Consider the following 25,759-nt stretch of genomic DNA (forward strand, 5'->3'; position numbering starts at 1 on the left):
TGGTTATTTGAGCTTTTGTATTTTTACTCCTTCATCCAAACCATATATTTCTTCACTTTATATTGAATATTCAGGTTTTGGATGCAGTTTTTTTGGTCTTTGTTAATTCTTAGTGCCGTAATTTTTATTTTCTTACCAGCAATCAACTGGCAGAACTGCTCAAAAGGAATTAATTTTTTATCATTTGCAACGACAGGAATATCATATCTACCACAGAGATAATCCTTGAAATCATCTTTCGTTTTGAGCTGGGCTGCAACCTGATTAAGCAATAACTGAAGTTGCTCGTTGGAAATCTCCGGGGCTTTATTTTCGACAGAAATCGAATCCTTTTTCAATTTAGATTTTGGAGACACAGGAATATATTGCAGCATATCCACCAATGGATCTTTTTGAGCATTACCTACAGGAAGAGAAAAGGCAACGTGAGGTTTTTCAAACTCATAAGACTTCATATCTATTTTCTGTTTGGCCTTGATTGTTTTCGGTGCTACATAAATCGTTTTAACAGCGGTGTGTTCCACATCACCATTTACAATAAGCGTTATCTTTTTTTCACCAATTGATTTGAATTTGTATGAAGGATTTTTATCAAGCGCATCTGTTCCACCGTTTTCTCCAAAACTCCATTCCCAGGACTCTCCATCTTCTTTATCCGCATCGAATGAAATTAATTCACCGACGGTAACAACATTTGGACTTTTTATAATAGGTAAATAACCTGTTTGTTGGCTGATGCTGGAAATGGTTATAAGCTTTTCGTGAACACAATTACCGTTAATTTTCAATTTAACAATATAATCTCCTGGTTTTTTGTATTTATGAAGTGTTCTTTGCCTAAAATCTACTGCTGTACTGTCACCAAAATCCCATTCCCAAGATTTGGCACCATCAGTATTGTCATAGAATTCTACCACACGATTAATCATAAATTCATCTGAGTGGATAATATATTTAGCATTTTCACAATCTACATGTCTTGAATATTGAAAGGAAAAAACAAGTAAACTTAATAATAAAAGAATCCCTAAACTGAGATAGACTTTAGAATCAATATTATGGAGTAGATTGGTATTATTTTTTTTCATCTTGCATTTGTGTTCGTTACAAATATAAGTGTTTTTAGAATACAAACAAGTGATTTACAACACATTAACAAAATACATAAAAACCCATTTTTTCAATTTTCAAAAAAATAATTGTAAATAATTCACAAACAAATATCATAAATTCATTATTACATGAAATAACTTAGTGTAAATTCATTATTACTAAATCTAATTTTTACTTTTTTCTAATTTTTTTTGCATTTTAATATGCAAATCATATCTTTAAAAGTCAAATACACTGCGCAAAAAACTTCCGGTTAATTACTTCAATTAATTTTTGCTGGAAAATTTATAGTCTTATTCTAAACCTTAAAAAATTGCCCTAAAAAGGTTTGCATCAAAAAAACTGAGTCCTGAAGTTTTTCTCCCTTTTTGCAAAAAAGGCAAGATTGTCTTTGTAGTACAACTTGAAATGAACTTGCAACTATTTTTGAGACAAAATTTATATACTCTTTATGCTACATTTTTAGATTGATTAGACATTAAATTTTGATAGACAAGTTCAGTTTTCAGAGTTTAAAAAACTCTCCGCTACAGCATTATCATAGCAATTTCCCTTTCCACTCATGCTTCGGGTAATGTTTTTTCCTACCATTGAAGTAAATTCTGTGCACGCATATTGTATTCCCCTGTCCGAATGGAAAATTAAATTGTCATGATCCTGTAAAGGACGGTGAGGCCGTGCCATTTTCAAGGCGGCAATACTAGTATCCTGAGCCTTCATCGTCTCACTCAATGACCAACCTATAACCTTTCTGTCAAACAGATCAATGACCGTAGTGAGATACAGCCAACCCTGACCTGTACGGATATAGTTAATATCAGAGACCCAGACCTCTTTGTTGTTTTTAACCTGAAAATTTTGATTCAGATAATTCTCTACAACAGGCTATCAGTGAGAAGAGTTAGTGGTTTTCTTAATTTTTTTCTTCACGATAATTCTCAGGTCACGTTCTCTCATCAGTTTGGCAACAAAAGGACGTGAGGCTTTCATTCACTTTGCTTCCAGTTCTTCGGTTATTCGCGGACTTCCATATCTGCCACGACTCCAATGATAAATACTGAAGATCTATGAAGATAAAATAGCTCTTCTTTCTGATCGTTTGGTAGATTTTCCTTTCTTCCAATGATAGAAGCTACTCCTGATTACCTTTAATACCCCACACATCTTCACGACAGGAAATACATTAGCGTGTTCTTTGATAAATTTATATCTTACCCGTCTCTCTTGGAGAAGATGCCTACCACCTTTTTTTAAACATCACTTTCTAGCCTTGTTTCTTCAAGTTCCTTGCGAGGTCTCAAAAGCTCTTCTCCTATGGGATCGGAGGGAATTTTTTTTTCCTTCGTAAGCTTACCTTCTTTGTGAAGCTTTCTCCAATTGACTAAACTTTCTTTGCAAATCCCCAATTCTTAAGCCACTAAGGATACATTGCCTCACTGTTCGCTTAAAGCTACTGCTTGGATCTTAAACTCTAAACTGTAATTTTTTCTGATCTTTTTCATACTCTTAAAGTTAAAGAGTATAAGAATTGGGGCCTAACAAAGTTAGCAACTCCTAAAACTTCAGATTACAACTTCGAGGCGTAAGAGATAAAGCATTTTTTCTTTTCAGATTGTCTAAACTTTTTGCCTAATCCCCAAGTTTTGATACTGATCCCTTTTTATTTGTATTATTATGATATTTTTTGATATATCATAAATACAAAAAAGCCTTTAAATATTACTATTTAAAGGCTTTTGATATTTTTTAGTTTCTCAACTTGCGGAGAGAGAGGGATTCGAACCCCCGGACCTGTTACAGTCAATAGTTTTCAAGACTATCGCAATCGACCACTCTGCCATCTCTCCATTAACTCCGAATATATCGTTGTTTTTGGTGGTGCAAATATAAAACGTTTTTTTGAATCTCCAAAATATATTTTTAAAATTTGCAATAAATGTTATTTTATGTTTTTACAAATTTTTGAGATTCCAGACATGAAATTTTAAGCAAAAAAAATCCCGAAGAAATCGGGATGAAAAGTGAGCCAACTACGGGACTTGAACCCGTGACCTCTTCCTTACCAAGGAAGCACTCTACCGCTGAGCTAAGTCGGCATTAAAAGAAAAAAATCACGCTGTAAAAGAGTGATTTTTTTGAGCGGAAGACGAGGGTCGAACTCGCGACATTCAGCTTGGAAGGCTGACGCTCTACCAACTGAGCTACTTCCGCAATTTTGTTTCCAAAATTATTGGTAAACGCTGTACAAATTTAGGGAAACCCTATAGAATTTGCAAGTTTTATTTTAATATAAAATGTGGGGAGAGCAGGATTCGAACCTGCGAAGCCGAAGCAACTGAGTTACAGTCAGTCCCATTTAGCCACTCTGGAATCTCCCCAGATATTTTATATTAAATTGAGCCTCCAGAGGGACTCGAACCCACGACCTGCTGATTACAAATCAGCTGCTCTAGCCAACTGAGCTATGGAGGCAATTTAATAAAAACTGAAGGCTATCAGAGAAAATCTACTCTGTGCTGCATCAGCAGTTAAAAAAAATCACGCCTAATGCGGTGTGAAATGGAGCGGAAGACGAGGGTCGAACTCGCGACATTCAGCTTGGAAGGCTGACGCTCTACCAACTGAGCTACTTCCGCAATTTTGTTTCCAAAATCATTGGTAACGGTTTGCAAATCTAAGAAAAACCTTTTAAACCTGCAAGACTTTTTTTAATATAAAATGTGGGGAGAGCAGGATTCGAACCTGCGAAGCCGAAGCAACTGAGTTACAGTCAGTCCCATTTAGCCACTCTGGAATCTCCCCAGATATTTTATATTAAATTGAGCCTCCAGAGGGACTCGAACCCACGACCTGCTGATTACAAATCAGCTGCTCTAGCCAGCTGAGCTACGGAGGCAAAATAAAAAAGATTTCAAAAAACGCTTGTTCCTTTTTGCGAGTGCAAATATAGAACAGTTTTTTTGAAATCTCAAACTTTTTTAGAAACTTTTTTAAATTTATTTTCTATGCTAATTCTTTTTTCTTGATTAACAGTTTCTTAGCTGCATCAACACATTGGTCTAAACTTTCTTCAAAACTTGTACTTGTCTTTTTAACAACGATATCTTCACCCGGAACGACCAAAATAAGCTCTGTCGTCTTATTGGATTTGTCTGAATTGTTTTCAACTTTTAAGAACACTTTGCATTCCTGAAGCTTGTCGTAAAACGTATTAAGCTTGCTTACTTTTTTGTCAACGTGTGACTCTAGCGGTTCGTGTGGAGTTAAGCCGATTGCTTGTACTGAAATCTTCATAATTCTTCTTTTTTAACAGCTCTTGGATGAGCTTGATTAAACACTTTTTTCAACTGTTCTATATTGGCATTCGTGTACACCTGAGTGCTTGCAAGACTAGAATGCCCTAATATTTCTTTTACTTTAGATATCTCTGCCCCATTGTCTAAAACATGCGTAGCAAAGCTATGTCTTAAGATATGCGGACTTCTTTTTTCCTTCGAAGTAACAAGACTAAGGTACTTATTAACCACTACATAAACAAATTTTTCTGTCAGTTTTTTCCCCTTTTTGTTGACAAAGAAATATTGTCTAAAATCTTCGTGAGGTTTTCTGATTTCGAAATAGCTTTTGAGTAGTTTTGCTAAGTCAGGAGAAATAGGAACATAACGTTCTTTATTTCCTTTACCCAAAATCTTCAACTGTTTGCCTTCTAGATCTACACTTTCAAATATTAAGCCACAAAGCTCAGCTTTTCTGATTCCCGTCTGATATAAAACCTCAACGATGCATTTTTCTAAAACATCGTCAACATTGACTAAAATCTTATCCTGAAGCGTCTCCATTTCCTCCATTGACATGGGAATTTGCTTCTCTGCATAAAATTTAAGGGAAGTGACAGTCTCCACAGGAGAAACTTCAATTTCGCCTAATCTTAAGAGAAAAAGATAAAAACTACGGAGCGAAGACAGTTTGCGATTGATACTTCTCTTTGAAATATCATTCTCACTGAGTTCAACGATAAAATTTCTGATTGTTTTTTTGTTGGCCTTGACAATGTTTTCTGAACCTTCTGTTTTAAGATAAAAAGAAAAAAAATCATCAAGATCCTTACGATAACTTGTAATGGTATGAGGCGAATACCTCTTCTCAAGCTGTAGATAGTCTAAAAACTTCTCTCGCATAATATGTATATAAAACAAAAATCACTCCTCAAATATAACTATTTAAGAAGTGATTTTAGTATGTGTTTAAGAAAATTTCTTAAGCTTGTTCTTCCTTGCTTAATCCTCTTTGCTTATAAGCTGCTTTCAGCCTAGATTGTCTAAGAGTTACAGAAGGCTTAATAAAAGCTTGTCTAGATCTTAATTGACGAACTGTACCAGTTTTATCAAATTTTCTCTTGTATTTTTTAAGTGCTCTATCGATGGATTCACCATCCTTTACAGGTATTATTAACATAATTTACATCTCATTTTGGATTGCAAAAATATAACTTTTTTCTTGATTAACAAATTATTTTTATTTAAAATTGATATTAAATCTCACAATTTTAAAAAGCAGTGCTGAATATGAATTAAATTTAAACAAAATATTGTATCTTTGCATTTACTAAAACATGGGGTTGACTGGTTTCGACAGCAAGATCAATGGGTAAGTAAGCATGCAGAGAACCGTAGTGCGATCTCTTTAATCCCTTGCTACAAACTTTTAACTGGCAACGAAGAGTTCGCTCTTGCAGCTTAATCTGAATAAAGTAAGATTTCAAGCGCTTTCCCGAAGATAGTAAGGAAGCAAGATGTCTCACAAATGCTCTGTTCTGCGGCGTTTGATTCTGAGATATAGTAATGCAGAAATAAGGTTTTGGGAGCTTTGACCAAGACTCTAAAATTTCAGAAGCTAAGGTTTAAGTTGGGTGTTTGCTCTCTGCTTAGGCACGAAAATCAATAGTAAAATAAGCATGTAGAAATCTTATGTATTGCTTGTTTGGACGAGGGTTCGAATCCCTCCAACTCCACTTAAAACCCTGTAAATTGATTTACAGGGTTTTGTTTTTTAAGGTGCTGGTTTAATTGCTACCTCTGTTGTTTACAAAAGCGTAAACTTCTTTGTAAAATAATAATTGAATGATTACATATTAGCATTTGAAGTAGCCTCAGCAGAAATCCTTACCAGAAATTAGAGCATCAACATCCCTAAAATGCAAGTTTTCAATTTAAAATAAACCTGATAGATGTTCCGAAAAAAGCAAAATAAAACCCTCAAATAAAGCTTTTTGCAATTCAATAGAGTATTTTTGAAATAATATTAAAAAAATTAGAATCAAGTTTTTTAAAAAATTTATATTTATATGTCAATACAAACGTTTATCCATTGCGATAATTAATGATCTATTGATAATTTAAAGATCTAAATTTAATCCATATGAATTTTTCTAAACCATCTATCACTATTACTCTGCTTACTTTATTACTCATGATGAATTGCGGAAGCAGATCAAAAGATTCTCAAAAATCAGGAGATAAAAGCTTTTCCCATAAAAGCAGCAGCCAGAAGGAGTTAAATTATATACCTTATTACTCCGAGATTTACAAGGCAGACAGTTTATTTATGACAAAGAACTATGAGGAATCTTATAAAATTCTAGATTACCTGCTGAAGAGATACAAACCTGTCAAAGGTTGGTTCGTAAACGTATCAAGAGATTATTTGATCTCTAAGAGTAAAGTAGCAAAAGTTGAAAAAACTGATGTTGAAAATTACCTGTACGAACAGGCATACAACGTGGACGCTATTTTTGGAGATAAAAGTATAGCAAAACTTTTAGAAGAGTTTCATATCGACAAGTCAGAAGTTGAAAAAATAGTAGCAAAAAATGTCAGCAAAATTAACATCCCATTAAGAAATGAGTTGGGCAATATGACACTGAAAGATCAAGACATAAGAAATACAAAAAACTACGAAAGTATAAAAAAAATCGATTGGCAGCACAGCCAAAGATTAAAAGAAATCATCGAAACAGTTGGATTTCCCAATGAAAAAATTGTTGGCGGTTATAACCTGCAAGGAGAACCTCATTCGGAAATATTTTTACCTCAGATTTTTAATCACATGGCCTATAACGGAGATTATAATTACTTTAAAAAGAAACTGCCCGAATTAATCAGAAACGGAACATGCGATCCGTTTAATTATGTAATGTTGGAAGATCGGAGAAATGAGATCAATAACAGGCCAATAGAATATCATGTGATTATTCCGATAGCGGAAAACAGCGATAAAAAGAAGATCAATGCCAACAGGAAAGCCATTGGTTTACCATCTTTAGAATTTGAGGAATTCAAAAAGAAAATAATGTCAAATTAATCACAATATAATAAAGTATAATTGCAAAGGCTACTTATAACCGATTCATTGTGATGATGTGGTGGTGATTTGAATTTAATATTCAACCTAAGCTCTTACTATCAATATGATAGTAAAGATAAAAGCGGGAATTAGAATTTTGAAGATTATTAAACTATTGAAATTATAAAAATTCCTTTGTTAAGCTCAACCTTAATAAAAAAAGAACTCATAATTTGAGTTCTCTTTTTGTTTATACATACCACAACTTCTCTACCGCAACCAAAAAGGCACAGTATATGCTAATCATAAGTTATAACACCCAAAAAATTATTATTATGAGAAGTTTATTATGGTTAGTCGCAGTGATTTGTATTATCGTTTGGCTTTTAGGTATGTTGAATGTAGTACCAGGAATCGGAACCAGTTCTTTAGTTCATGTACTATTAGTAATTGCAGTTATTGTAGTACTTTACAATATTATTAGTGGAAGAAAACCGCTTGATTAAAAATCTAAACTAGAACTATTTAAAGAAAAAAACACCAACAGATTTTGTTGGTGTTTTTCTTTGAAACTATAAAGTGAAAAATTAAAATTCATTTTTAACACCTTTGTTCTTAAAGGTTACATGATGCCATATTAATGATAGATTATAAGTTGAAACAAGAATTTGTTTACCAATGCCTGAAGTTCATTCCAAACCTTTTGCATATTATCTATCTGATCAACAATAACCAGAAATTAATTTTCACAGCTTCTACTCTTCTAAAAAACAATAGAATTCTAACTTAATGCATCTTTTTTAAATACAATTCCTGTAATCAAGATCAGCATATTGTAATACACCTTGCATTTCTTTTAAAAACTTTAGTCGCTTCAGCGCATTGGTAAGACCTCAAAAATTCACTTTCAATGCAATTTTAATAAAAATTTAAACTAAAAAGTTTTGAGATTTAAAAAAATAAAACATCAAAACCGACAATCAGATTTAATTTAAAATATAAACACCTGAAAACTAAAATACTAAAGTCTGAGACAATAAAATAAGCGGTATTGGTCGACAAAAAAGACTAAAAAAATGTTTTATCGTAAAGAATTTTATATATTTGCACAATCTAACAATTAAAAAAATAATTTACTATGTCAGACATTGCATCAAGAGTAAAAGCTATCATCGCTGATAAGCTTGACGTTGAAGAAACAGAGGTAACTCCAGAGGCTAGCTTCACAAATGATTTAGGAGCTGACTCTTTGGATACCGTTGAGTTAATCATGGAATTTGAAAAAGAATTTAACATTCAGATCCCTGATGACCAAGCAGAAAAAATTACTACTGTAGGGCACGCTATTGCTTACATTGAAGAAGTAGTAAATAAATAATATTCTTCAACAAAGAAAATTTACAAAGTTTATGGAATTAAAAAGAGTAGTTGTAACCGGTTTTGGCGCCTTAACACCCATCGGTAATAATGCGAATGAATACTGGGAAAGCCTGTTAAAAGGTGAGAGCGGAGCCGCTCCGACGACTCTTTTTGATGCCACAAACTTTAAAACAAGGTTTGCTTGCGAGGTGAAAAACTTCGATCCGCTGGATCATTTCGATAAGAAAGACGCCAAAAAGATGGATCGTAACACTCAACTTGGTATGGTAGCTGCCCGTGAGGCAGTTGCTCATTCAAGGATTATGGAAGACAATGTAGACAAACACAGAGTCGGAGTTATCTGGGGTTCCGGAATTGGTGGTTTAGAAACTTTTGAAACTGAGGTTTTAGGATGGGCAAACACGGATATTCCGAGATTCAACCCATTTTTCATTCCTAAAATGATTGCGGACATTACACCGGGACATATTTCAATAGAATATGGTTTCCACGGTCCCAATTATACTACTGTTTCAGCTTGTGCTTCATCTGCAAATGCATTGATTGATTCTAAAATGCTGATCCAATTAGGAAAGGCAGACGTTATTGTTTGCGGAGGCTCAGAAGCTGCCGTTACAGCAAGTGGCGTTGGTGGTTTCAATGCGATGATGGCACTTTCTACAAGAAATGACGATCCGAAAACAGCTTCAAGACCTTTTGACAAAGACAGAGATGGTTTTGTATTGGGTGAAGGTGCAGGAGCAATCATTCTTGAAGAATATGAACACGCTGTAAAGCGTGGTGCAACGATATATGCAGAATTATTAGGTGGCGGTATGAGTGCAGATGCACATCACATGACGGCACCACATCCTGAAGGTTTGGGAGCTTATTTAGTAATGAAAAATTGTTTGGAAGATGCAGGATTAACTGCTGATGAAGTAGACCACATCAATATGCATGGTACCTCTACTCCATTAGGAGATCAGGCAGAATCTAGCGCAATTTCTAAATTATTTGGTGAGCACGCCTACAACATTCAGATTAATTCTACAAAATCAATGACTGGTCACCTTCTGGGTGCTGCCGGAGTTATTGAAGCTATTGCTGCTTTGGGAGCTATTATTCATGGTATTGTTCCTCCTACAATCAATCACTTTACAGATGATGAAAAGATCGACAGCCGATTGGATTTCACATTCAATAAAGCGGTGAAGAAAGATGTGAAAGTAGCGATGAGTAACACTTTCGGGTTTGGTGGGCACAACGCTTGCGTTCTATTCAAGAAAATCTAATTATTACTGAATGGAGTTACAGAAATACTTTTCTAAATTCCTTCTCAAACAAAGAAAAAAAGTATTAACGGAAAGAGATTATTTCCTGAGCATTGAGCTTAATAAAATTTTAGGCACACCCGTTCAGAATATTAACTTTTACCGCGAAGCTTTTTCTATTAAAAGTTCTTCTAAAAATCAAGACAGTAACTACGAAAGACTTGAGTTTTTGGGAGATTCTGTTTTGGGTACAATTGTTTCATGTCATTTGTTCAGCACTTACCCCAAAGGTAACGAAGGATATATGACACAGATGAAATCTAAAATTGTAAATAGGAAGAATCTGAATAAATTAGGAGAAGATTTAAAACTTACCGATCTTTTACAAAAAAACAACAATTCTGCTGCTTTAGGAGAGAATATTTCAGGTAATCTCTTTGAAGCTTTAGTAGGAGCTGTTTACCTTGATTTTCAATATGATACCTGCAAAAGAATTGTATTGGAGCGACTTCTTACGCCGTCAGAAATCAATAAGCTTGAAAACAAAATTGTAAGCTACAAAGGTCTTCTGCTGGAATGGAGTCAAAAGAAAAAGGTCAACATCAAGTACGAAACCTGTGAAGAAATTCAGGTGAACAAGAGTATTGTTTTCCGCTGTCACGTGTGGTTAGGTGATGAAAAAATCGCCAACGCTACCGAAACTTCCAAAAAGAAAGCCGAAGAAAAATCGGCACAGAGAGCATTTTATATTTTAAATAAAAAAGAAAATATACTTGGAAATCCAAAAACTGTATGATCTTGACGATATAGAATTTGAAGATATTACCATTGGTTTGGTAAGATTAGCTAAAAATATACCCGATCACGAGTTTTTTTTCAAAATAAATCAAGGGAACGATCTGAAATTTTCAAGAATTAAAGATCTTGTTTTTCACGGCGTTTACTATGATTATTATTTTCCAAGATATGAAGCATACCACAAGTTTACAAAGACTTGCTTCACTTTTATTTCTAATAAATCTTCAGACAGTAAACAAAAAAAGTTACAAACTGAACTCTTCTCAGAAGAAGAAAACATTAAATTTTTATTAAATAATCAGACAGAAGTAGAATATATTCTGCATAGTCCGGAACAATTCACTGATTTTTCCGTAATTTTGCTGCCTGAAAATCTTGTGTTTCCAATTCAAGATTACAATCTGAGTTCTGAGGATGAACTCTATCAAATAATACAGTATTATGAATAAGTATTTAAAGAAGACAAAAATTATTGCAACGCTTGGGCCTGCTTCCTCATCAAAGGAAGTAATGTTAGGATTGATGAAAGCTGGTGTTGACGTATTTAGAATAAATTTTTCACACGCAGATTACGATTTAGTTCGTTCTAATATTCAAACCATCAGAGAGCTTAATAAGGAATACGGATATTCTGTAGGAATTTTAGCCGATTTACAAGGACCAAAACTTAGGGTTGGAGTTGTAAAAGAAGGTTCATACCTAAATCCAGGTGACGTTTTGACGTTTACCAACGAAAAGATTGAAGGAGATTCTACGAAAGTATATATGACGTATCAGCAATTTCCTCAAGATGTGAATGTTGGAGAAAGAATCTTGATCGACGATGGAAAATTGGTTTTAGAAGTTCTTGAAACGAATAAAATTGATACTGTAAAAGCTAAAACAATTCAAGGTGGACCGTTGAGCTCTAAAAAAGGAGTTAACCTTCCTAACACGAACGTTTCGCTTCCTGCATTGACTGAAAAGGATATCCTGGATGCCAATTTCATGTTGGATATGGAAGTTGACTGGATTGCCCTTTCTTTTGTGCGTCACGCACAAGATATCATCGATTTGAAAGAATTGATGTCTAAGCACCCGAACGGTAAATTTAAAACACCAATCATCGCTAAGATTGAAAAGCCTGAAGGTGTAAAAAATATTGATCAAATCTTATTGGAATGCGACGGATTAATGGTTGCTCGTGGAGATCTTGGTGTAGAAGTTCCTATGGAAGAAGTCCCTGCGATTCAGAAAACTTTGGTGGAGAAAGCAAGATTCTATTCTAAGCCGGTAATTATCGCTACCCAAATGATGGAAACGATGATCAACAGTTTGACACCAACAAGAGCGGAAGTAAATGACGTTGCCAATTCTGTACTAGATGGTGCTGATGCCGTAATGCTTTCTGGGGAGACTTCTGTAGGTAGATACCCTATTCAGGTTGTTGAAAATATGGCGAAAATTGTTCAGAATATTGAGCAGACTAATTTTTACCAACATAAAAATGAGCCGATTGAAAAAGACTTTAACTGTATTGATGAGAGATTTATCACAAACAGAGTTTGTCTTGCTGCAGTAAGAATTGCAAAGAGTACCAACGTTTCTGCGATTGTCACTTTAACCAATTCAGGATATACTGCTTTCCAGATTTCTGCTCACAGACCCAATTCTCACATCATTGTTTACAGTGCCAACAAGCGTGTAATCACGATGCTGAACTTACTTTGGGGAGTTCGTGCTTATCATTACGATATGCATAAATCTACTGATGAAACAATTATTCAGGTAAATATGCTGACACACAATCATGGTTATATTGAGACCGGAGATTTTGTAATCAACATCAACGCTACCCCATCTTACGAAGGCGGAAAGACGAATACTTTGAGACTAACAACAGTTTAATCTTTTTGATATAAATAAAAAACTCTCGATTTTCTCGAGAGTTTTTTTATGCAATTATTTCCCTAAAATAGTCTTTGCCGTTACAAACTCTTTTAAAGCCAATAAAGAAAGCTCCGTTCCGTATCCTGAAGACTTTGTACCTCCAAACGGGAAACGTGGGTCAGAACTCGTCATTCTATTGATATTCACCGTTCCTGATTCCAATTCATTGATGAAAAATTGCTGACGGTCTGTATTTTGTGTCCAAACTGAATTTGATAATCCGAAAGGAATATTGTTAGCCATATCTAAAGCTTCATCATCGTTCTGAGCAATCATGATCATTCCCAAAGGACCGAACAGTTCTTCCTGTAAAATAGGATTGCCTTCTTTCACACTGATTAATCCAGGATTAAATTCTATATCAGAAATTCTCTCTAAAGGAATAAGCGCTTCTGCCCCATTATCTAAAGCTTTTTGATATTGCTTTTCTAAATCGTCTGCCAAATCCGGCCTTGCCATACCGCCTAATTTGGTTTCTTCCTTCATCGGATCGGCAGGAACATATTTTTTATATTCTTCGATAAATTTAGGTAAAAAATCAAATTCAATATCTTTTTGAATGATAAATCTTTTTGCTGCAACACACGTCTGTCCACAGTTTTGAAGTCTTGCCAGAGCACCTACTTTTGCGGCTTCATCTAAATCCGCATCATCTAAAACGATGAAAGCATCGCTTCCGCCCAATTCAAGCAAAGATTTTTTGATTTTCTGTCCGGCAATTGATGCTACTTCAGCACCCGCTTTTTCGCTTCCGGTAAGACTTACACCCTTAATTATCGGATGTTCAAGAATTTCCTTTACTTCTTTGTGACCCACTTCTAAGTTCTGAAAAACACCTTCCGGAAAACCAGCTTCCAAAAATATTTTTTCAATCGCATTTCCACTTCCGAAACATATTGAAGCATGTTTCAGAACAACAGTATTTCCAGCTAAAATTGCAGGTGTTGCGAATCTTAAAACCTGCCAGAAAGGAAAATTCCACGGCATAACTCCCAAGATTACCCCTTTCGGAACATAATGAATTTCAGAAATTTTATATTCAGATTCTATTTTTTCGGCTTGTAAAACGTTTTCAGCTTCTGCATAATAATTCATCATCAACGCACATTTTTCTACTTCTGAGATAGATTGCGAAATGGGTTTATTCATTTCTTTGGTAATGATGGTGCCAAATTCTTCTGACTTTGCTTTAAATAATTCTGCAGCTTTTGCAATAAGTTTTTGTCTGTCTGCAAAAGATACTTTCTTCCACCCTATAAAAGCTTTGTCTGCTTTTATGAGTTTACTTTCGATTGATTGTTCCATGTTGTAATTTCATTTAAAAAATTCAAAAATGAATTTTCTGCTTTTGGATAAAGCATGAGTAAGGCAACAAAATATGTTCCTTCGCTATATTAAAAAAATGATAATCTCTATTGACTTAATTTGTCATTTAGATCATCAGCCATTCATTCACCAAACTCGCTGCTAATCTCGATGTTCTTTCCTGAATATCATATTGAGGATTAACTTCAGCAACATCTAATGCTATAAGTTTTTCACTCTTTAGAATATGCTTATAAAAATGCATAAATGCTGCATCCGTAAACAATCCGTTATAAGCTGCGGCCGAAACTCCGGGAGCGATCGAGGCATTGAAAACATCCATGCAAATCGTTAGATAAACCACATCCACAGACTCTATCAACTCAGTAATACGCTCGTAAACCGAAGGAAGATTTTCAAAAAACAATTCGTCTGCCAAAATATACTTCATCCCAAACTGATGAGCGGTATCAAACAATTTTAATGTATTTGAATTTCGCTGAATCCCAATATGCAATGTGTGATTGTTTTCTTCCTGTGCAATTTGCCAAAATCCAGTTCCGGAACTTGCTCCTACACCCTCTTCAGGCCTTCTGTTATCAAAATGAGCATCGATATTGATGATTCCAATTTTTTTATCGGGAAAAGCATTTCTAATTCCTGAGTAATGAGCAAAAGTGACTTCATGACCGCCACCTAATACAAGAGACTTCGCTCCTTTAGCCAAAACCTGAGCAACATTTTCTGCAAGAGCATTTTGAGCTTTTTCTAAATCTCCGTTTTCACAGGTAATATTTCCAAAATCAAGCATCGAAAAATCCGGCAAAATCACTGGGAAATTGGCCATGTTTTTTCTGATAATATCTGGTGCATCTTTCGCCCCTACTCTGCCTTTGTTTCTTTTAACACCTTCATCCACCGCAAAACCATGTAAAACGAAATCATTAGTTATAATAAGATCATGATTTTCCGCTTCCTGCACACGCTGAAAAAGTCTGTGAAACAATGGTTCTTCTCCGTCTAATCTTCCTTGCCAGATCATAATTTTATTTAATTTTAATTGATATTATAGCGTTCGAAACTTTGCCAGTATTTGTCTTTATAAATTTCGAGTGACATTTTATATTCAGGGTTGTCTTTGATTATTTTTTGAAGAATCTTAGATACAGGCCTGAAGTCTTTGCTTGCAAAATAAATTTCTCTCACCCCATCTGCACTTTCTCTTCCGATGTAGAGATTACCTTCCTCATTTTTCAAATTTTGAAAAGCAGTTTCTTCAATAGTATTCAATTTCTCATAATCTTCGTTTTGAGGAAGACCGTTATTCTCTTCTCCATTATACTGAATCTTTAAAACAGAAATCCATGGATAAGAAGCTTTAGCATCATATTTTAACGAAGTTGTATTAATTGTGGCAATCAATGGCAATCCGTTATTTAAAAATGCTTCGAGAACTGTGTAAGCATCTTCTTCACTAAAATCTTTTACGTTTTTATATTTTTCTGTAAATTCTCTTTCTCTCCACAGCAAATAATCTTTGAGTTTCGTAATGGGGATGAGTTCATTTTTCACTTCATCTTTTCCAATGACGTTAAAGGTATCAATCTGCGTTGCAAAATTTAATTCACCTAAAAAATTATCCAAAAAGATGCAGACCCCTGTTACGGCAGAATCTTTATTTTCAGCAGTAAAATGATCGTACACAAAAGTGACGTCAATCTCGTCAGGATAACCTTCAATTTCATTTGCGTAAAAGTGAATGTTTTCCGTATTGAATTCATGACCTTCCATACGAATACCACTGTCTAAATTCATCTCAGGTTTTAGCGCCGTAAACTTCCATTGATTTAATTTCGGAGCGGCTGCAATGATTTCTTCTGCAAAAACTATATTTTTAATTTCTCCTTCTGCAGTGATGATCAATTCTACCGTTTCATCGTCGCTCATCCCTGCAAGAAAGTAAAAACCTTCATTGATCTTGCGCAGTTGAGATGACATCAAATCAAAAAAATCAGTTTCAATATGGGTTCGCTTTTTCACAATCGCATGAAACTCTTTTTCTTTCGTTAAAAACCAATTCCAGAAATCCTGATAGGTTTGAATTTCAGCATCGTCCTTTTCTTCTTTCTTTCCGAAAACTTTATCAAATATTCCCATCTTATTTTACTTTTATGCCATCAATAAAAACACTTTCAGCTTTTAAACTTCCCTGATTGTACAATACATTCTGGAAATTATCTGTTTTATAGGTTATAAAATCTGCTTTCATATCTTTTTCCAACCTTCCTCTGTCTTCCAGACCAAGCGCAAATGCTGAGCGGAAAGTCATTCCCGCCAAAACTTCAGCGGTAGTTAGCTTTTCATACGTTGCTAAAATTGATGCCTGAGTAATTAAATTCCCCATCGGTGCAGAACCGGGATTCCAGTCACTAGCTATTGCCAAAATTGCGCCAGCATCCAATAATTTTCTTGCTGGTGTAAACTTTTCTCCCAAACCTAAACTTGCGCCGGGCAAAGCGGTTGCTACAGTATTTGATTGAGCTAAAAAGTCAATATCTTCATCAATAGTCGCCTCTAAATGATCTGCAGATTGAGCTCCAACTTCGACAGCAATTCTTGAGCTGCCTGGAGTAAATTGGTCTGCATGAACCGTAATCTCAAAACCTAAGTCTTTAGTTTTAAGCAAAAACTCTTTACTTTCTTCAGGTTGAAATGCAGATTTTTCAATGAAAATATCAACTCTTTTAGCAAGGTTTTCTTCTTTTACTTTGGGTAAAATTTCAGCTAAAATATAATCTAAATATGCTTTATTGTCTCCCTCAAAATCTCTAGGCTTCAGGTGTGCAGACAGACAAGTCGGAACTAATGTTGCCTTAGTTTGAGTTTGTGCTTTTTTGATGATTCGAAGCATTTTTAATTCGTTTTCTACATCCAAACCATATCCGCTTTTCACTTCAATGGTTGTGATTCCTAATGAAATTAAAATATCAATTCTTTCTAATAAAGTTTTTAATAATTCTTCTGCAGAAGCATTTCTTGTATGTTGCACAGAACTCCAGATTCCTCCGCCGCTTTCGGCAATTTCAAGATAGGTTTTCCCTGCATTTCGCATCGCAAAATCATTGGCGCGATTTCCTCCGAAACAAATATGGGTGTGAGAATCTACAAAAGCCGGAAGAACGATTTGTTCACCTTCAATTGCTTCAATTTCTATATTTTGATTTTCTGATTTTAAATTTTCAAAGTTTCCTGCTTTTTGAATTTTGTTATCGTTAACTAAAATTCCTCCATCAGCAATGACTTCAAGTTTCTCGTCTGAAAGTTTTCCTCTTAAAGGAAGATTTGCAAGTGTAACCACCTGCTTGAAAGGTCCAATTAATTTCATTAAATTAAGGTTAAGTTTGAGGTTGAGGCCAAAACCGCAACGCTTAAATTTTCTCTCTCAAAATTACTTAAAATATATCAATTTGCTAAATCACGTGTCTTCAGACTTATAACCTCATACTAAACCTTAAACTCAACATGAAATTTTCCTTAATCTCAGTCTCAGCCTAAACCTAAATTTGTTATCTTTGAGGTAAATGAAATGAATTAATGCCAGATTTTTTACATCCTGATAAGGAAAATTATTCCGATGACGAACTCGTACAGGAAGAAAAAATTCGTCCGCAGAGTTTTAAAGATTTTGCCGGGCAAAGAAAAACTCTAGAAAATCTTGAAGTTTTTGTGGCTGCCGCGAAGAATCGTGGCGGTGCACTCGATCACGTACTTCTGCACGGTCCGCCAGGTTTAGGAAAAACAACTTTATCCAATATTATCGCCAATGAATTGGGAGTAAACTGTAAAATTACTTCGGGTCCTGTATTGGATAAACCTGGAAGTTTAGCTGGATTACTAACCAATTTAGAGGAAAATGATGTCCTTTTTATTGATGAAATTCACAGACTCTCACCGATTGTAGAAGAATACCTTTATTCTGCCATGGAAGATTACAAGATAGACATCATGCTGGAGACCGGTCCGAATGCAAGAAGTGTTCAGATTAGCTTAAATCCTTTCACATTAGTTGGTGCAACGACCAGAAGCGGAATGTTGACAAAACCGATGTTGGCGAGATTCGGGATTCAGAGCAGATTAGAATATTATTCAATTGAATTGCTTTCAACTATTATTATCAGAAGTGCCCGTGTGTTGGGTGTCACCATTTATGAAGATGCGGCGATTGAAATTGCAAGAAGAAGTCGTGGTACACCAAGAATTGCCAATGCGTTGTTAAGAAGAGTTCGTGATTTTGCAGAAATAAAAGGAAACGGCGAAATTGAAATCAATATTACGACTTACGCTTTGAATTCTTTGAATGTAGACGAGTTTGGTTTAGATGAAATGGATAATAAAATCATGCGCGTGATGATTGAAAATTTCAAAGGGAAACCTGTGGGAATTTCTGCTTTAGCAACGTCTATCGCTGAAAACCCTGAAACTTTAGAGGAAGTTTATGAACCATTTTTGATTCAGGAAGGATTTATCATCAGAACACCAAGAGGACGTGAAGTGACGGAAAAAGCATATCGACATTTGAATATTGCGATACCGAGAAATCCGGGAGAATTATTTTAATTACAAATAATGGGACATAAACTCGTTTGTTTTAATTGTAGAGTTGCTAGAAATTTAAGTTTAGATATTTCCTCTTGGGAATCTAAGAATAAATTTTGTGTTAAATGTCAATCGGAAATTAGAATACTCCCACATCGTTTCAGACCTCCAAAAAAAGATGATGTTAAAAAATGGGAAACTGTATTTTTCTTATTTGAAAATGGATTTAGGTATGAACACATATATGATGATGATACTAAAAATTATGCGAAAATCCCTGAAAACATGAGGGAAGCAATTGAATTCATAAATACATATAAACTTACGATTTAGTGTTTACTCCAAAAGTATTAATAAGTGAAAATTCATTTGATAAAATAAATCATCGCAGATAAATATTTCGCTTTAATTATTTCATCAAAGAATAAAATCAAAATAAATTAAATAACAAAACAATATGAAACTATATCCTATCCAATGCGGAAAATTTAAGCTCGACGGCGGAGCCATGTTTGGAGTCGTCCCGAAAAGTCTGTGGGAAAAAACCAATCCGGCAGACGAAAGAAATTTAATTGAATTGGGGACTCGTTCTTTACTCATTGAAGACGGCAAAAAACTGATTCTGATAGACTGCGGTCTCGGAAACAAGCAAGATGACAAATTCTTCGGCCATTATTCTCTTTGGGGTGACGATAGTTTAGATAAAAATTTAAAGAAATACGGTTTTGTAAAAGAAGACATCACTGATGTTTTTTTAACACACCTTCATTTCGACCATTGCGGTGGTGCCATCGAATGGAATGATGATAAAACCGGCTACAGACCCGCATTTAAAAATGCTCAGTTCTGGACGAATGAAAATCATTGGCAATGGGCAACGGAGCCAAACGCAAGAGAAAAGGCAAGCTTTTTAAAGGAGAACATTTTGCCGATTCAGGAAAGCGGGCAGCTGGGATTTTTACCACTTCCAGTTAATGGAAACTACGGCTTCTCACCTGACCTTAAAATGGATGTTATTTTTGTGGATGGTCATACCGAAAAACAAATGCTCCCAGTGATTCAATACCAGGAAAAAACAATTGTTTTTGCAGCCGATTTAATTCCTACCGCAGGACATATTCCGCAAGTTTATGTGATGGGTTATGATACAAGACCATTATTGACCATTGAAGAAAAAGCCAAATTTTTGAAGCAATGTGTAGATAATGATTATTTACTTTTCTTCGAGCATGATGCTCATAACGAATTGGCCAGCCTTAAAATGACTGAAAAAGGAGTGCGTTTAGATGAGACCTTTAGTTTTAATGAAGTTTTTGGTTATTAACTATGGAAGAATTACTTGCAGAAACTCAAAAAGCAGAGCCTGATTCTGCCTCGAAAATAATAGGTCTTACTGGTGGAATCGGCTCCGGTAAAACAACGGTTGCTCAGTACATCGAAGACTGTGGTTTTCCGGTTTATTATTCTGATGACAGAGCTAAGACCATTGTAAATGACAATGAAGGTGTAAAGAATAAAATCAAAGAACTTCTAGGCACAGATTCTTATGATGAAAATGGCATTTACAATAGGAAATACGTAGCCGGTAAAGTTTTTAATGATGAAGAGTTGTTACTTCAGTTGAATGGAATTATTCATCCCGCAGTACGTTTAGATTTTGAAGAATGGGTACGCAAACAGACCAAATATCTGGTTTTTAAAGAAACCGCATTGTTGTTTGAATTAAAGCTTAATCTTCAATGTTATAAATCACTATTGGTAACCGCAGAAGACAATATCAGACTTAAAAGAGTGATGGATAGAGACTCCAAAACTTACCGTGAAGTGGAAACCGTAATGAATAATCAAATGCCTGAAAAGGACAAGATAAAATTAGCTGATTACGTTATTTACAACAACACTAATTTGGATGATCTAAAGGAGCAGACTGAAAGAATTATTTTTGAAATTGAATAATTAGAAGTAACGCATTAAGAATAAAAACCGTTGAATTATCAGCGGTTTTTTTATGCCTATTATCTATAGTTTATCAAAAAAAATAAGCTCTCATTGCTGAGAGCTTATTCTGTATTTAGAAATTATTATTTAATTATTCTTTAATAAATTTCTTCTGAGCAGTACCTTGAGCGTCTTCTATGTCGATAACATAAACTCCGTTGATCAATTTGCTTACATCAATCTTATTGTTTAAGATTAATCCGCTTGATACTACTTGTCCTGCAGCACTGTAAATTTTATAATTCGCTTTTTTGCTGATATTTTTCACATTTAAAACTGTGCTTACCGGATTCGGATAAATTAAAATATCCGTTTGGTTAAGAGCATTTGCAACGCCTGGTTTAGAGATTCTTACCGTATAATCTTCAACTTCACCATTTTGGAAGTTCAAGCAGTTTACCGGAATTCCATCTTTCGACATTGCTACTCTCATTCTTACATATTTGTAATCTGTCATACTTACAAATGCATCAGCTGGTACACTGAATGTTGCAGATACTGAAGGGTTAATGTTTGGTCCATCAGCCATGATTCTTTCATTTAAATCGAAAGATCCGTTTCTGTTGAAGTCAATCCAAACTGCTACACCTGTTGGAGAAGTACCTACAGTTTTGTCAACTGTAATCTGATTACCTGTTGATCCTTGAATTAATTCAATATACTTCGCAGGAATTGCAGTAAAGTCAGAATAAGTACCTCCAGTAAGATCTTCATTAACCATTTCTGGTTTACCTGTCGGCTTAACAGTAACTTTATTAATAAAGTATTCTGATGGTGTAGTAGCAGTCATCTGACAATACACTACAGTCGGTGTTGTAAAGTAGTAAGGCGGAGTAAAGTTACCCGGCGTTCCACTACAAACATTTGCTACCTGCATTTCATATTTAGTTAATTCTAATAATCCAGTTAATGTGTAAGTATTTGTATTAACATTAATAGTCGTCCAACTTGGAATTCCTACTTTTCTGTATTTTAAGATATAACTTCCTGTAGCTCCAGCACCTGTAAAGGCATCCCATACTACTTCAGCACTTGTTGGTGTTAATGTAGTAATTGTCAATCCTGGAGGAGGTATTTCGCAAACTCTTACCGTAGTAAATACCTGAGGGTTTGACCATGGGTTTTCAATAGTTGCTGCATTACATTTGCTTCTAACTTGTACTTCATAAGTTGTGAATGAAGTTAAATTTGGAAGTGTATAGCTATTTAATGGTGGTTGAGGTGTTCCCCCTGTAGGAGTGAACCAACCAGGAGTACCAACAACTCTCCATCTTAATTCATAAGAAGCTGCTAAAACAAGCGGATTCCATGTTACTAAAGCTGATGTAGCAGTAACGTTAGAAATTACTACATTTGGAGGTGTAGGGTCACATTTAGTTGTAAACTCATTATGTGAATACAAACCTATATTACCATTACAAACCGCTGCAACTTCTACTTCGTAAAGAGTTACAGGAGATAAGGTACTAGCAAAAGTATAAGATTGTGTAACTCCCGGAATCGCCGGCACGTTTATAGGACCTGCAGTTGGTAACCATTGTGTAGTTCCTACTGGTCTGTATCTTATAACATAGTCTGCACCACCTGTATCTTGCGGCCAAGTAATTGTAGCTGAATTATGAGTAATTGAAGCTGCTGTTACCGTAACAACAGGTGTAACATTGCTACAAACTTTAATATTAATATTATCAACAGCTGCAGGAGGTTGTGTTCCTCCGCCAGTATCATTTCTCCACTCAAATACCAAACGCATCACTTGACCTGCATATGCTGCTAAGTTTAAGTTAGCATTTGAATAAGTTTGCCAAGTTGTACCTTGCTGATTGTACTGACCAATTTGAACTCTATTTGTACCAGCTGTAATCTGAGTTCCAGCCACAGGCATTAAACTTGATGGCACTAACCATACTCTCAAATAATCAAATGAACTTTCACCTTGAGCTTTCCAATCAAAAGAGAATGATGCAATAGTAGTCCCTGCCGGAATAGCAATATCTCTGTATGCATGTGAAACAACAGTAGCCGACGTACTTGTATTGTAAGCATTCGTTACTCCATTATCATTAGAGATATAAATAGAGTTAGCCGCATTACCTGTAGCTGAACCATAATGCCATCTGTTTACCTGAGCTCCGTTAATAAAACCGAAATCATTAGGACCTGTAAAAGGTTGAATATATGGTAAATTAGCCGGTATCTGTGTAGTTGAGAATGATGGACCTGGAATCCAAAGGCTATGATCTGTAGCAGAACATCTTGCTTTAACCCACCAATAATAAGTTGTATTTGGCACCAACGTTGGTGCTAAATTAACAGTTGTAGCAGTTGTAGTACCAGTAGGAGCAGTTGCCTGGGTAGGTGGCGTATTGGTTGTGCTTATGTAATATGCATAACCTTGCGCTGGCACAGGTGTTGTACCCGTCCAGCTGATTGTTGCACCGTTGGATACAACTCCAGCCACAGCTAAAGCTGTAGGTACTTTACATGTCGGAATTAATAAATTAATATTATCAACGGCAGCAGGAGGTTGAGTTCCTCCGCCTGTGTCATTTCTCCATTCAAATACCAAACGCATCGTAGCTCCTGCGTAAGCAGTTAAGTTTACATTTGTATTGATATAATTCTGCCATGTAGCTTGCTGATTAAACTGACCAATCTGTACTCTTCCTGTACCAGCCGTAATTTGTGTTCCTGCTACTGGTTGAAAAGATGCAGGTACTAGCCAAACTCTTAAATAATCCCATGTAGTTCCTTCTCCAAAAGCTCTCCAATCGAAAGTAAGAATGGCAGGTGAAGCAGCAGTAGTTCCAGCCGGAACAGCTAAATCTCTATATGCATGTGATACATTCGTTGTAGTAGTACTTGTTGAGTAAATATTCGTAACACCATTATCATTTGAAATATAAATAGCGTTTGCAGGGTTACCCGCTGCGGCTCCATAATACCATTTGTTTTCCTGATTACCGTTTACAAATCCAAAATCATTTGGTCCTGTAAAGTTTTGAGTGTATGGTAATGTTCCTGGTATTTGGGTAGTTGTAAATGTAGGACCTGTCATCCATAAACTACTATCTGTTGCAGAACAAACGGACTTAACCCACCAATAATAAGTTGTATTTGGTACCAAAGTTGGCGCCAAGTTAACTGAGGTTCCTGTTGTAGTTCCCGTAGGTACAGTAGCATTAGTCGGAGGTGTATTGGTTGTACTTACATAGTAAGCATATCCTATCCCTGGTGCAGGAACTGTAGCCGTCCAGCTGATTGTTGCCCCATTTGCAACCACACTTGTTAAAGTTAAAGCTGTAGGAACTTTACAAGTAGGAATTTGAAGATTAATATTATCAATTGCAGCAGGAGTCTGTGTTCCTCCACCTGTATCGTTTCTCCATTCAAACACTAAACGCATTGATGATCCGGCATACGGTGCTAAATTTACAGCTGCATTAAGATAGTTTTGCCAAGTACTTTGCTGATTAAACTGTCCAAGCTGAACTCTATTAGCTCCAGCAGTAATCTGTGTACCCGCAGTTGGTGTAAATGATGATGGTACTATCCATACTCTAAAATAATCCCATTGTGTGGTTGTTCCTTCTCCAACTGCTTTCCAATCAAATGAAAGAATAGCTGGCGAAGTAGCAGGAGTACCTGCTGGTATAGCGAAGTCTCTATATGCATGTGAAACATTCGTTGTAGAAGTACTTGTAGAGTAAGTATTTGAAACCCCGTTATCATTCGAAATGTAAATAGCATTTGCTGGGTTTCCGGCAGCAGTACCATAATGCCACTTATTATTCTGAGTACCATTAACAAAACCAAAATCGTTTGGTCCAGTAAATGGTTGAGTATATGGTAAAATAGCCGGGATCTGAGTTGTCGTAAACGTAGGTCCCGCTACCCAAAGACTACTATCAGTGGGTGAGCATACTGATTTAACCCACCAATAATATGTTGTATTTGGCGTCAAAGTTGTAGCTAAGTTTACTGATGTTCCTGTCGTTGTTGCAGTAGGAGGTGTTCCAGCATTAGGAGGTGTATTGGTTGTTGTTAAATAGTAAGCAAAACCATTCCCCGGAGTTGGAGTTGGTGAATTCCAGCTTAAAACAGCTCCATCCTGTCCTACACCGTTTACAGCTACGTTTGAAGGCACAACACATGTTGGGATCAAGAAGTTGATATTATCAACAGCTGCTGCCGGACTTGTACCAATTATACCGTCATTTTTCCATTGAAAAATTAACTTCACCGTACTACCCGCAAAGGAAGTAAGGTTCACATTGGTATTAGTGTAAGTTTGCCATGCAGTTTGCATTTCAAAATCAGCTCCTAACTGAAAAATTGTAGCTGAAGGTGCCATTTCTGTACCTGCAGTTGGTGTAAATGTAGAGGGTGCTAGGTATACTCTCATTCTGTCCCACGTAGAATCATTTCCGTAGGCTCTCCAATCAAAAGCTAAAGTAGCTATTGTTGTTCCCGCTGGAATAGTAAATTCTCGGTAAGCAAAAGTAGTACTTGTAACAGTGTTCGTATAATTATTAGTCGCACCATTATCATTGGACACATAAATTGAACCTCCTGTATTACCTGCAGCAGTTCCGTAAACCCATTTGTTAGGCAGAGTTCCGTTAACAAATGTAAAGTCATTTGCTGCAGTAAAATCTTGGTTATAAGGCAACGTTGCCTGAGCATAAGCTTTGGATACAAAGCCTAAACTCATCAAACCAAGAAGAAGTACTAAAAAAATAGAAATTTTCTTCATCTTATTAAAAATTTAAATAGATTAGAACACAAAAAATTATACATAAGTAAATTAGTTAGTGTAGTGATGTAATTGTTTTGTAAAGACTCCTCGTTTTAAGAATTAAATGTTCTGTAAATCGAGAAAACATGAAAAAAGTAGACTTTTGCTCCATAGACACAATAATTTTATATTAGATACAAATCTAATCATTTTTTATTATTCGTTGATATGTTTAACACTTTTTTTTATCACAACTGCATTTAAATTTAACATATGATTACATAATAAAAAAAATCCCCAGGAAAAC

At 35.4% G+C, this 25,759-nt stretch carries 21 protein-coding genes, 8 tRNA genes and 1 other RNA gene; 12 read left to right on the plus strand and 18 right to left on the minus strand.

What is annotated here, in order from left to right; genetic code table 11:
• Positions 1-23: 23 nt before the first annotated feature.
• The 13 genes from LNP04_RS08430 to rpsU all read right to left on the minus strand — a co-directional run bounded on the left by LNP04_RS08430 (position 24) and on the right by rpsU (position 5,568).
• Complete coding sequence (locus tag LNP04_RS08430; RefSeq protein ID WP_229986064.1) at positions 24-1,088, minus strand: PKD domain-containing protein; 1,065 nt, start codon at positions 1,086-1,088, stop codon at positions 24-26.
• A 523-nt stretch (positions 1,089-1,611) separates the two neighbouring features.
• A complete protein-coding gene (locus tag LNP04_RS19575; protein WP_407928658.1) occupies positions 1,612-1,980 on the minus strand; it encodes a DDE-type integrase/transposase/recombinase in 369 nt (122 codons plus the stop codon).
• 895 nt (positions 1,981-2,875) lie between these two features.
• Positions 2,876-2,960 (minus strand) — tRNA-Ser (locus LNP04_RS08435).
• A 177-nt stretch (positions 2,961-3,137) separates the two neighbouring features.
• A tRNA-Thr gene (locus tag LNP04_RS08440) sits at positions 3,138-3,209 on the minus strand.
• Between the two features lie 42 nt (positions 3,210-3,251).
• Positions 3,252-3,324: transfer RNA gene (locus LNP04_RS08445), tRNA-Gly, on the minus strand.
• 86 nt (positions 3,325-3,410) lie between these two features.
• Positions 3,411-3,491: transfer RNA gene (locus tag LNP04_RS08450), tRNA-Tyr, on the minus strand.
• Positions 3,492-3,511: 20 nt separating this feature from the next.
• Positions 3,512-3,585: transfer RNA gene (locus LNP04_RS08455), tRNA-Thr, on the minus strand.
• An 88-nt stretch (positions 3,586-3,673) separates the two neighbouring features.
• Positions 3,674-3,749, minus strand: a tRNA-Gly gene (locus LNP04_RS08460).
• An 85-nt stretch (positions 3,750-3,834) separates the two neighbouring features.
• Positions 3,835-3,915: transfer RNA gene (locus LNP04_RS08465), tRNA-Tyr, on the minus strand.
• A 20-nt stretch (positions 3,916-3,935) separates the two neighbouring features.
• Positions 3,936-4,009, minus strand: a tRNA-Thr gene (locus tag LNP04_RS08470).
• Between the two features lie 107 nt (positions 4,010-4,116).
• Positions 4,117-4,407: an HPF/RaiA family ribosome-associated protein gene (locus tag LNP04_RS08475; RefSeq protein WP_129535964.1), complete on the minus strand. Its 291-nt coding sequence runs from the start codon at positions 4,405-4,407 to the stop codon at positions 4,117-4,119.
• Complete coding sequence (locus tag LNP04_RS08480; protein ID WP_229986065.1) at positions 4,404-5,291, minus strand: tyrosine-type recombinase/integrase; 888 nt, start codon at positions 5,289-5,291, stop codon at positions 4,404-4,406. Before LNP04_RS08480 ends, LNP04_RS08475 begins: the two co-directional genes overlap by 4 nt.
• A 79-nt stretch (positions 5,292-5,370) precedes the next feature.
• Positions 5,371-5,568 (minus strand): 30S ribosomal protein S21, encoded by a 198-nt coding sequence (rpsU, locus tag LNP04_RS08485; RefSeq protein ID WP_034723363.1) that lies wholly within the window; start codon positions 5,566-5,568, stop codon positions 5,371-5,373.
• A gap of 159 nt (positions 5,569-5,727) precedes the next feature.
• Between rpsU and ssrA the strand changes: the two genes are divergently transcribed.
• From ssrA to pyk, 8 genes are all read left to right on the plus strand, one after another.
• Positions 5,728-6,127: a transfer-messenger RNA gene (gene ssrA, locus LNP04_RS08490) on the plus strand.
• Between the two features lie 404 nt (positions 6,128-6,531).
• The gene (locus LNP04_RS08495) at positions 6,532-7,473 is read left to right on the plus strand and encodes a hypothetical protein (RefSeq protein ID WP_229986066.1); all 942 of its coding nucleotides are present in this window, start codon (positions 6,532-6,534) and stop codon (positions 7,471-7,473) included.
• Between the two features lie 317 nt (positions 7,474-7,790).
• The gene (locus tag LNP04_RS08500) at positions 7,791-7,961 is read left to right on the plus strand and encodes a lmo0937 family membrane protein (RefSeq protein WP_050377453.1); all 171 of its coding nucleotides are present in this window, start codon (positions 7,791-7,793) and stop codon (positions 7,959-7,961) included.
• A 632-nt stretch (positions 7,962-8,593) separates the two neighbouring features.
• Complete coding sequence (locus tag LNP04_RS08505; protein ID WP_002976354.1) at positions 8,594-8,833, plus strand: acyl carrier protein; 240 nt, start codon at positions 8,594-8,596, stop codon at positions 8,831-8,833.
• A gap of 31 nt (positions 8,834-8,864) precedes the next feature.
• Entirely contained in the window at positions 8,865-10,109 is a 1,245-nt protein-coding gene (fabF, locus tag LNP04_RS08510; RefSeq protein ID WP_129535960.1) for a beta-ketoacyl-ACP synthase II, read from the plus strand.
• A gap of 10 nt (positions 10,110-10,119) precedes the next feature.
• Positions 10,120-10,884, plus strand: a complete 765-nt coding sequence (rnc, locus tag LNP04_RS08515; protein WP_129535959.1) for a ribonuclease III — start codon at positions 10,120-10,122, stop codon at positions 10,882-10,884.
• The gene (locus LNP04_RS08520; protein ID WP_229986067.1) at positions 10,862-11,335 is read left to right on the plus strand and encodes an IPExxxVDY family protein; all 474 of its coding nucleotides are present in this window, start codon (positions 10,862-10,864) and stop codon (positions 11,333-11,335) included. The genes rnc and LNP04_RS08520 overlap by 23 nt, the downstream gene beginning before the upstream one ends.
• Positions 11,328-12,773, plus strand: coding sequence for a pyruvate kinase (gene pyk / locus LNP04_RS08525; RefSeq protein WP_129535957.1), 1,446 nt, complete (start codon positions 11,328-11,330; stop codon positions 12,771-12,773). Before LNP04_RS08520 ends, pyk begins: the two co-directional genes overlap by 8 nt.
• 54 nt (positions 12,774-12,827) lie before the next feature.
• On the opposite strand, the gene LNP04_RS08530 is transcribed toward pyk, so the two are convergent.
• From LNP04_RS08530 to hutI, 4 genes are all read right to left on the minus strand, one after another.
• Complete coding sequence (locus tag LNP04_RS08530; RefSeq protein ID WP_229986068.1) at positions 12,828-14,120, minus strand: aldehyde dehydrogenase family protein; 1,293 nt, start codon at positions 14,118-14,120, stop codon at positions 12,828-12,830.
• Positions 14,121-14,247: 127 nt separating this feature from the next.
• Complete coding sequence (hutG, locus tag LNP04_RS08535; RefSeq protein WP_229986069.1) at positions 14,248-15,162, minus strand: formimidoylglutamase; 915 nt, start codon at positions 15,160-15,162, stop codon at positions 14,248-14,250.
• 14 nt (positions 15,163-15,176) lie between these two features.
• Positions 15,177-16,277, minus strand: a complete 1,101-nt coding sequence (locus LNP04_RS08540; RefSeq protein ID WP_229986070.1) for a DUF695 domain-containing protein — start codon at positions 16,275-16,277, stop codon at positions 15,177-15,179.
• Position 16,278: 1 nt separating this feature from the next.
• Positions 16,279-17,505: an imidazolonepropionase gene (hutI, locus tag LNP04_RS08545; RefSeq protein ID WP_229986071.1), complete on the minus strand. Its 1,227-nt coding sequence runs from the start codon at positions 17,503-17,505 to the stop codon at positions 16,279-16,281.
• Between the two features lie 209 nt (positions 17,506-17,714).
• On the opposite strand from hutI, the gene ruvB reads away from it, so the two are divergent.
• From ruvB to coaE, 4 genes are all read left to right on the plus strand, one after another.
• Positions 17,715-18,737, plus strand: a complete 1,023-nt coding sequence (gene ruvB / locus LNP04_RS08550; protein ID WP_047444967.1) for a Holliday junction branch migration DNA helicase RuvB — start codon at positions 17,715-17,717, stop codon at positions 18,735-18,737.
• Positions 18,738-18,746: 9 nt separating this feature from the next.
• Positions 18,747-19,049, plus strand: a complete 303-nt coding sequence (locus LNP04_RS08555; protein WP_229986072.1) for a hypothetical protein — start codon at positions 18,747-18,749, stop codon at positions 19,047-19,049.
• A gap of 124 nt (positions 19,050-19,173) precedes the next feature.
• Positions 19,174-20,040, plus strand: a complete 867-nt coding sequence (locus LNP04_RS08560) for an MBL fold metallo-hydrolase (protein ID WP_229986073.1) — start codon at positions 19,174-19,176, stop codon at positions 20,038-20,040.
• Positions 20,041-20,042: 2 nt separating this feature from the next.
• On the plus strand, positions 20,043-20,672 hold the full coding sequence (gene coaE / locus LNP04_RS08565; protein ID WP_229986074.1) for a dephospho-CoA kinase: 630 nt from the start codon (positions 20,043-20,045) through the stop codon (positions 20,670-20,672).
• Positions 20,673-20,805: 133 nt separating this feature from the next.
• Here coaE and LNP04_RS08570 read toward each other — a convergent pair whose 3' ends face one another.
• The gene (locus LNP04_RS08570; RefSeq protein WP_229986075.1) at positions 20,806-25,470 is read right to left on the minus strand and encodes a fibronectin type III domain-containing protein; all 4,665 of its coding nucleotides are present in this window, start codon (positions 25,468-25,470) and stop codon (positions 20,806-20,808) included.
• Between the last annotated feature and the right edge of the window lie 289 nt (positions 25,471-25,759).

Origin of the sequence: Chryseobacterium sp. C-71 (genome assembly GCF_020911865.1) — a bacterium.
In the GTDB taxonomy this organism is placed as follows: domain Bacteria; phylum Bacteroidota; class Bacteroidia; order Flavobacteriales; family Weeksellaceae; genus Chryseobacterium.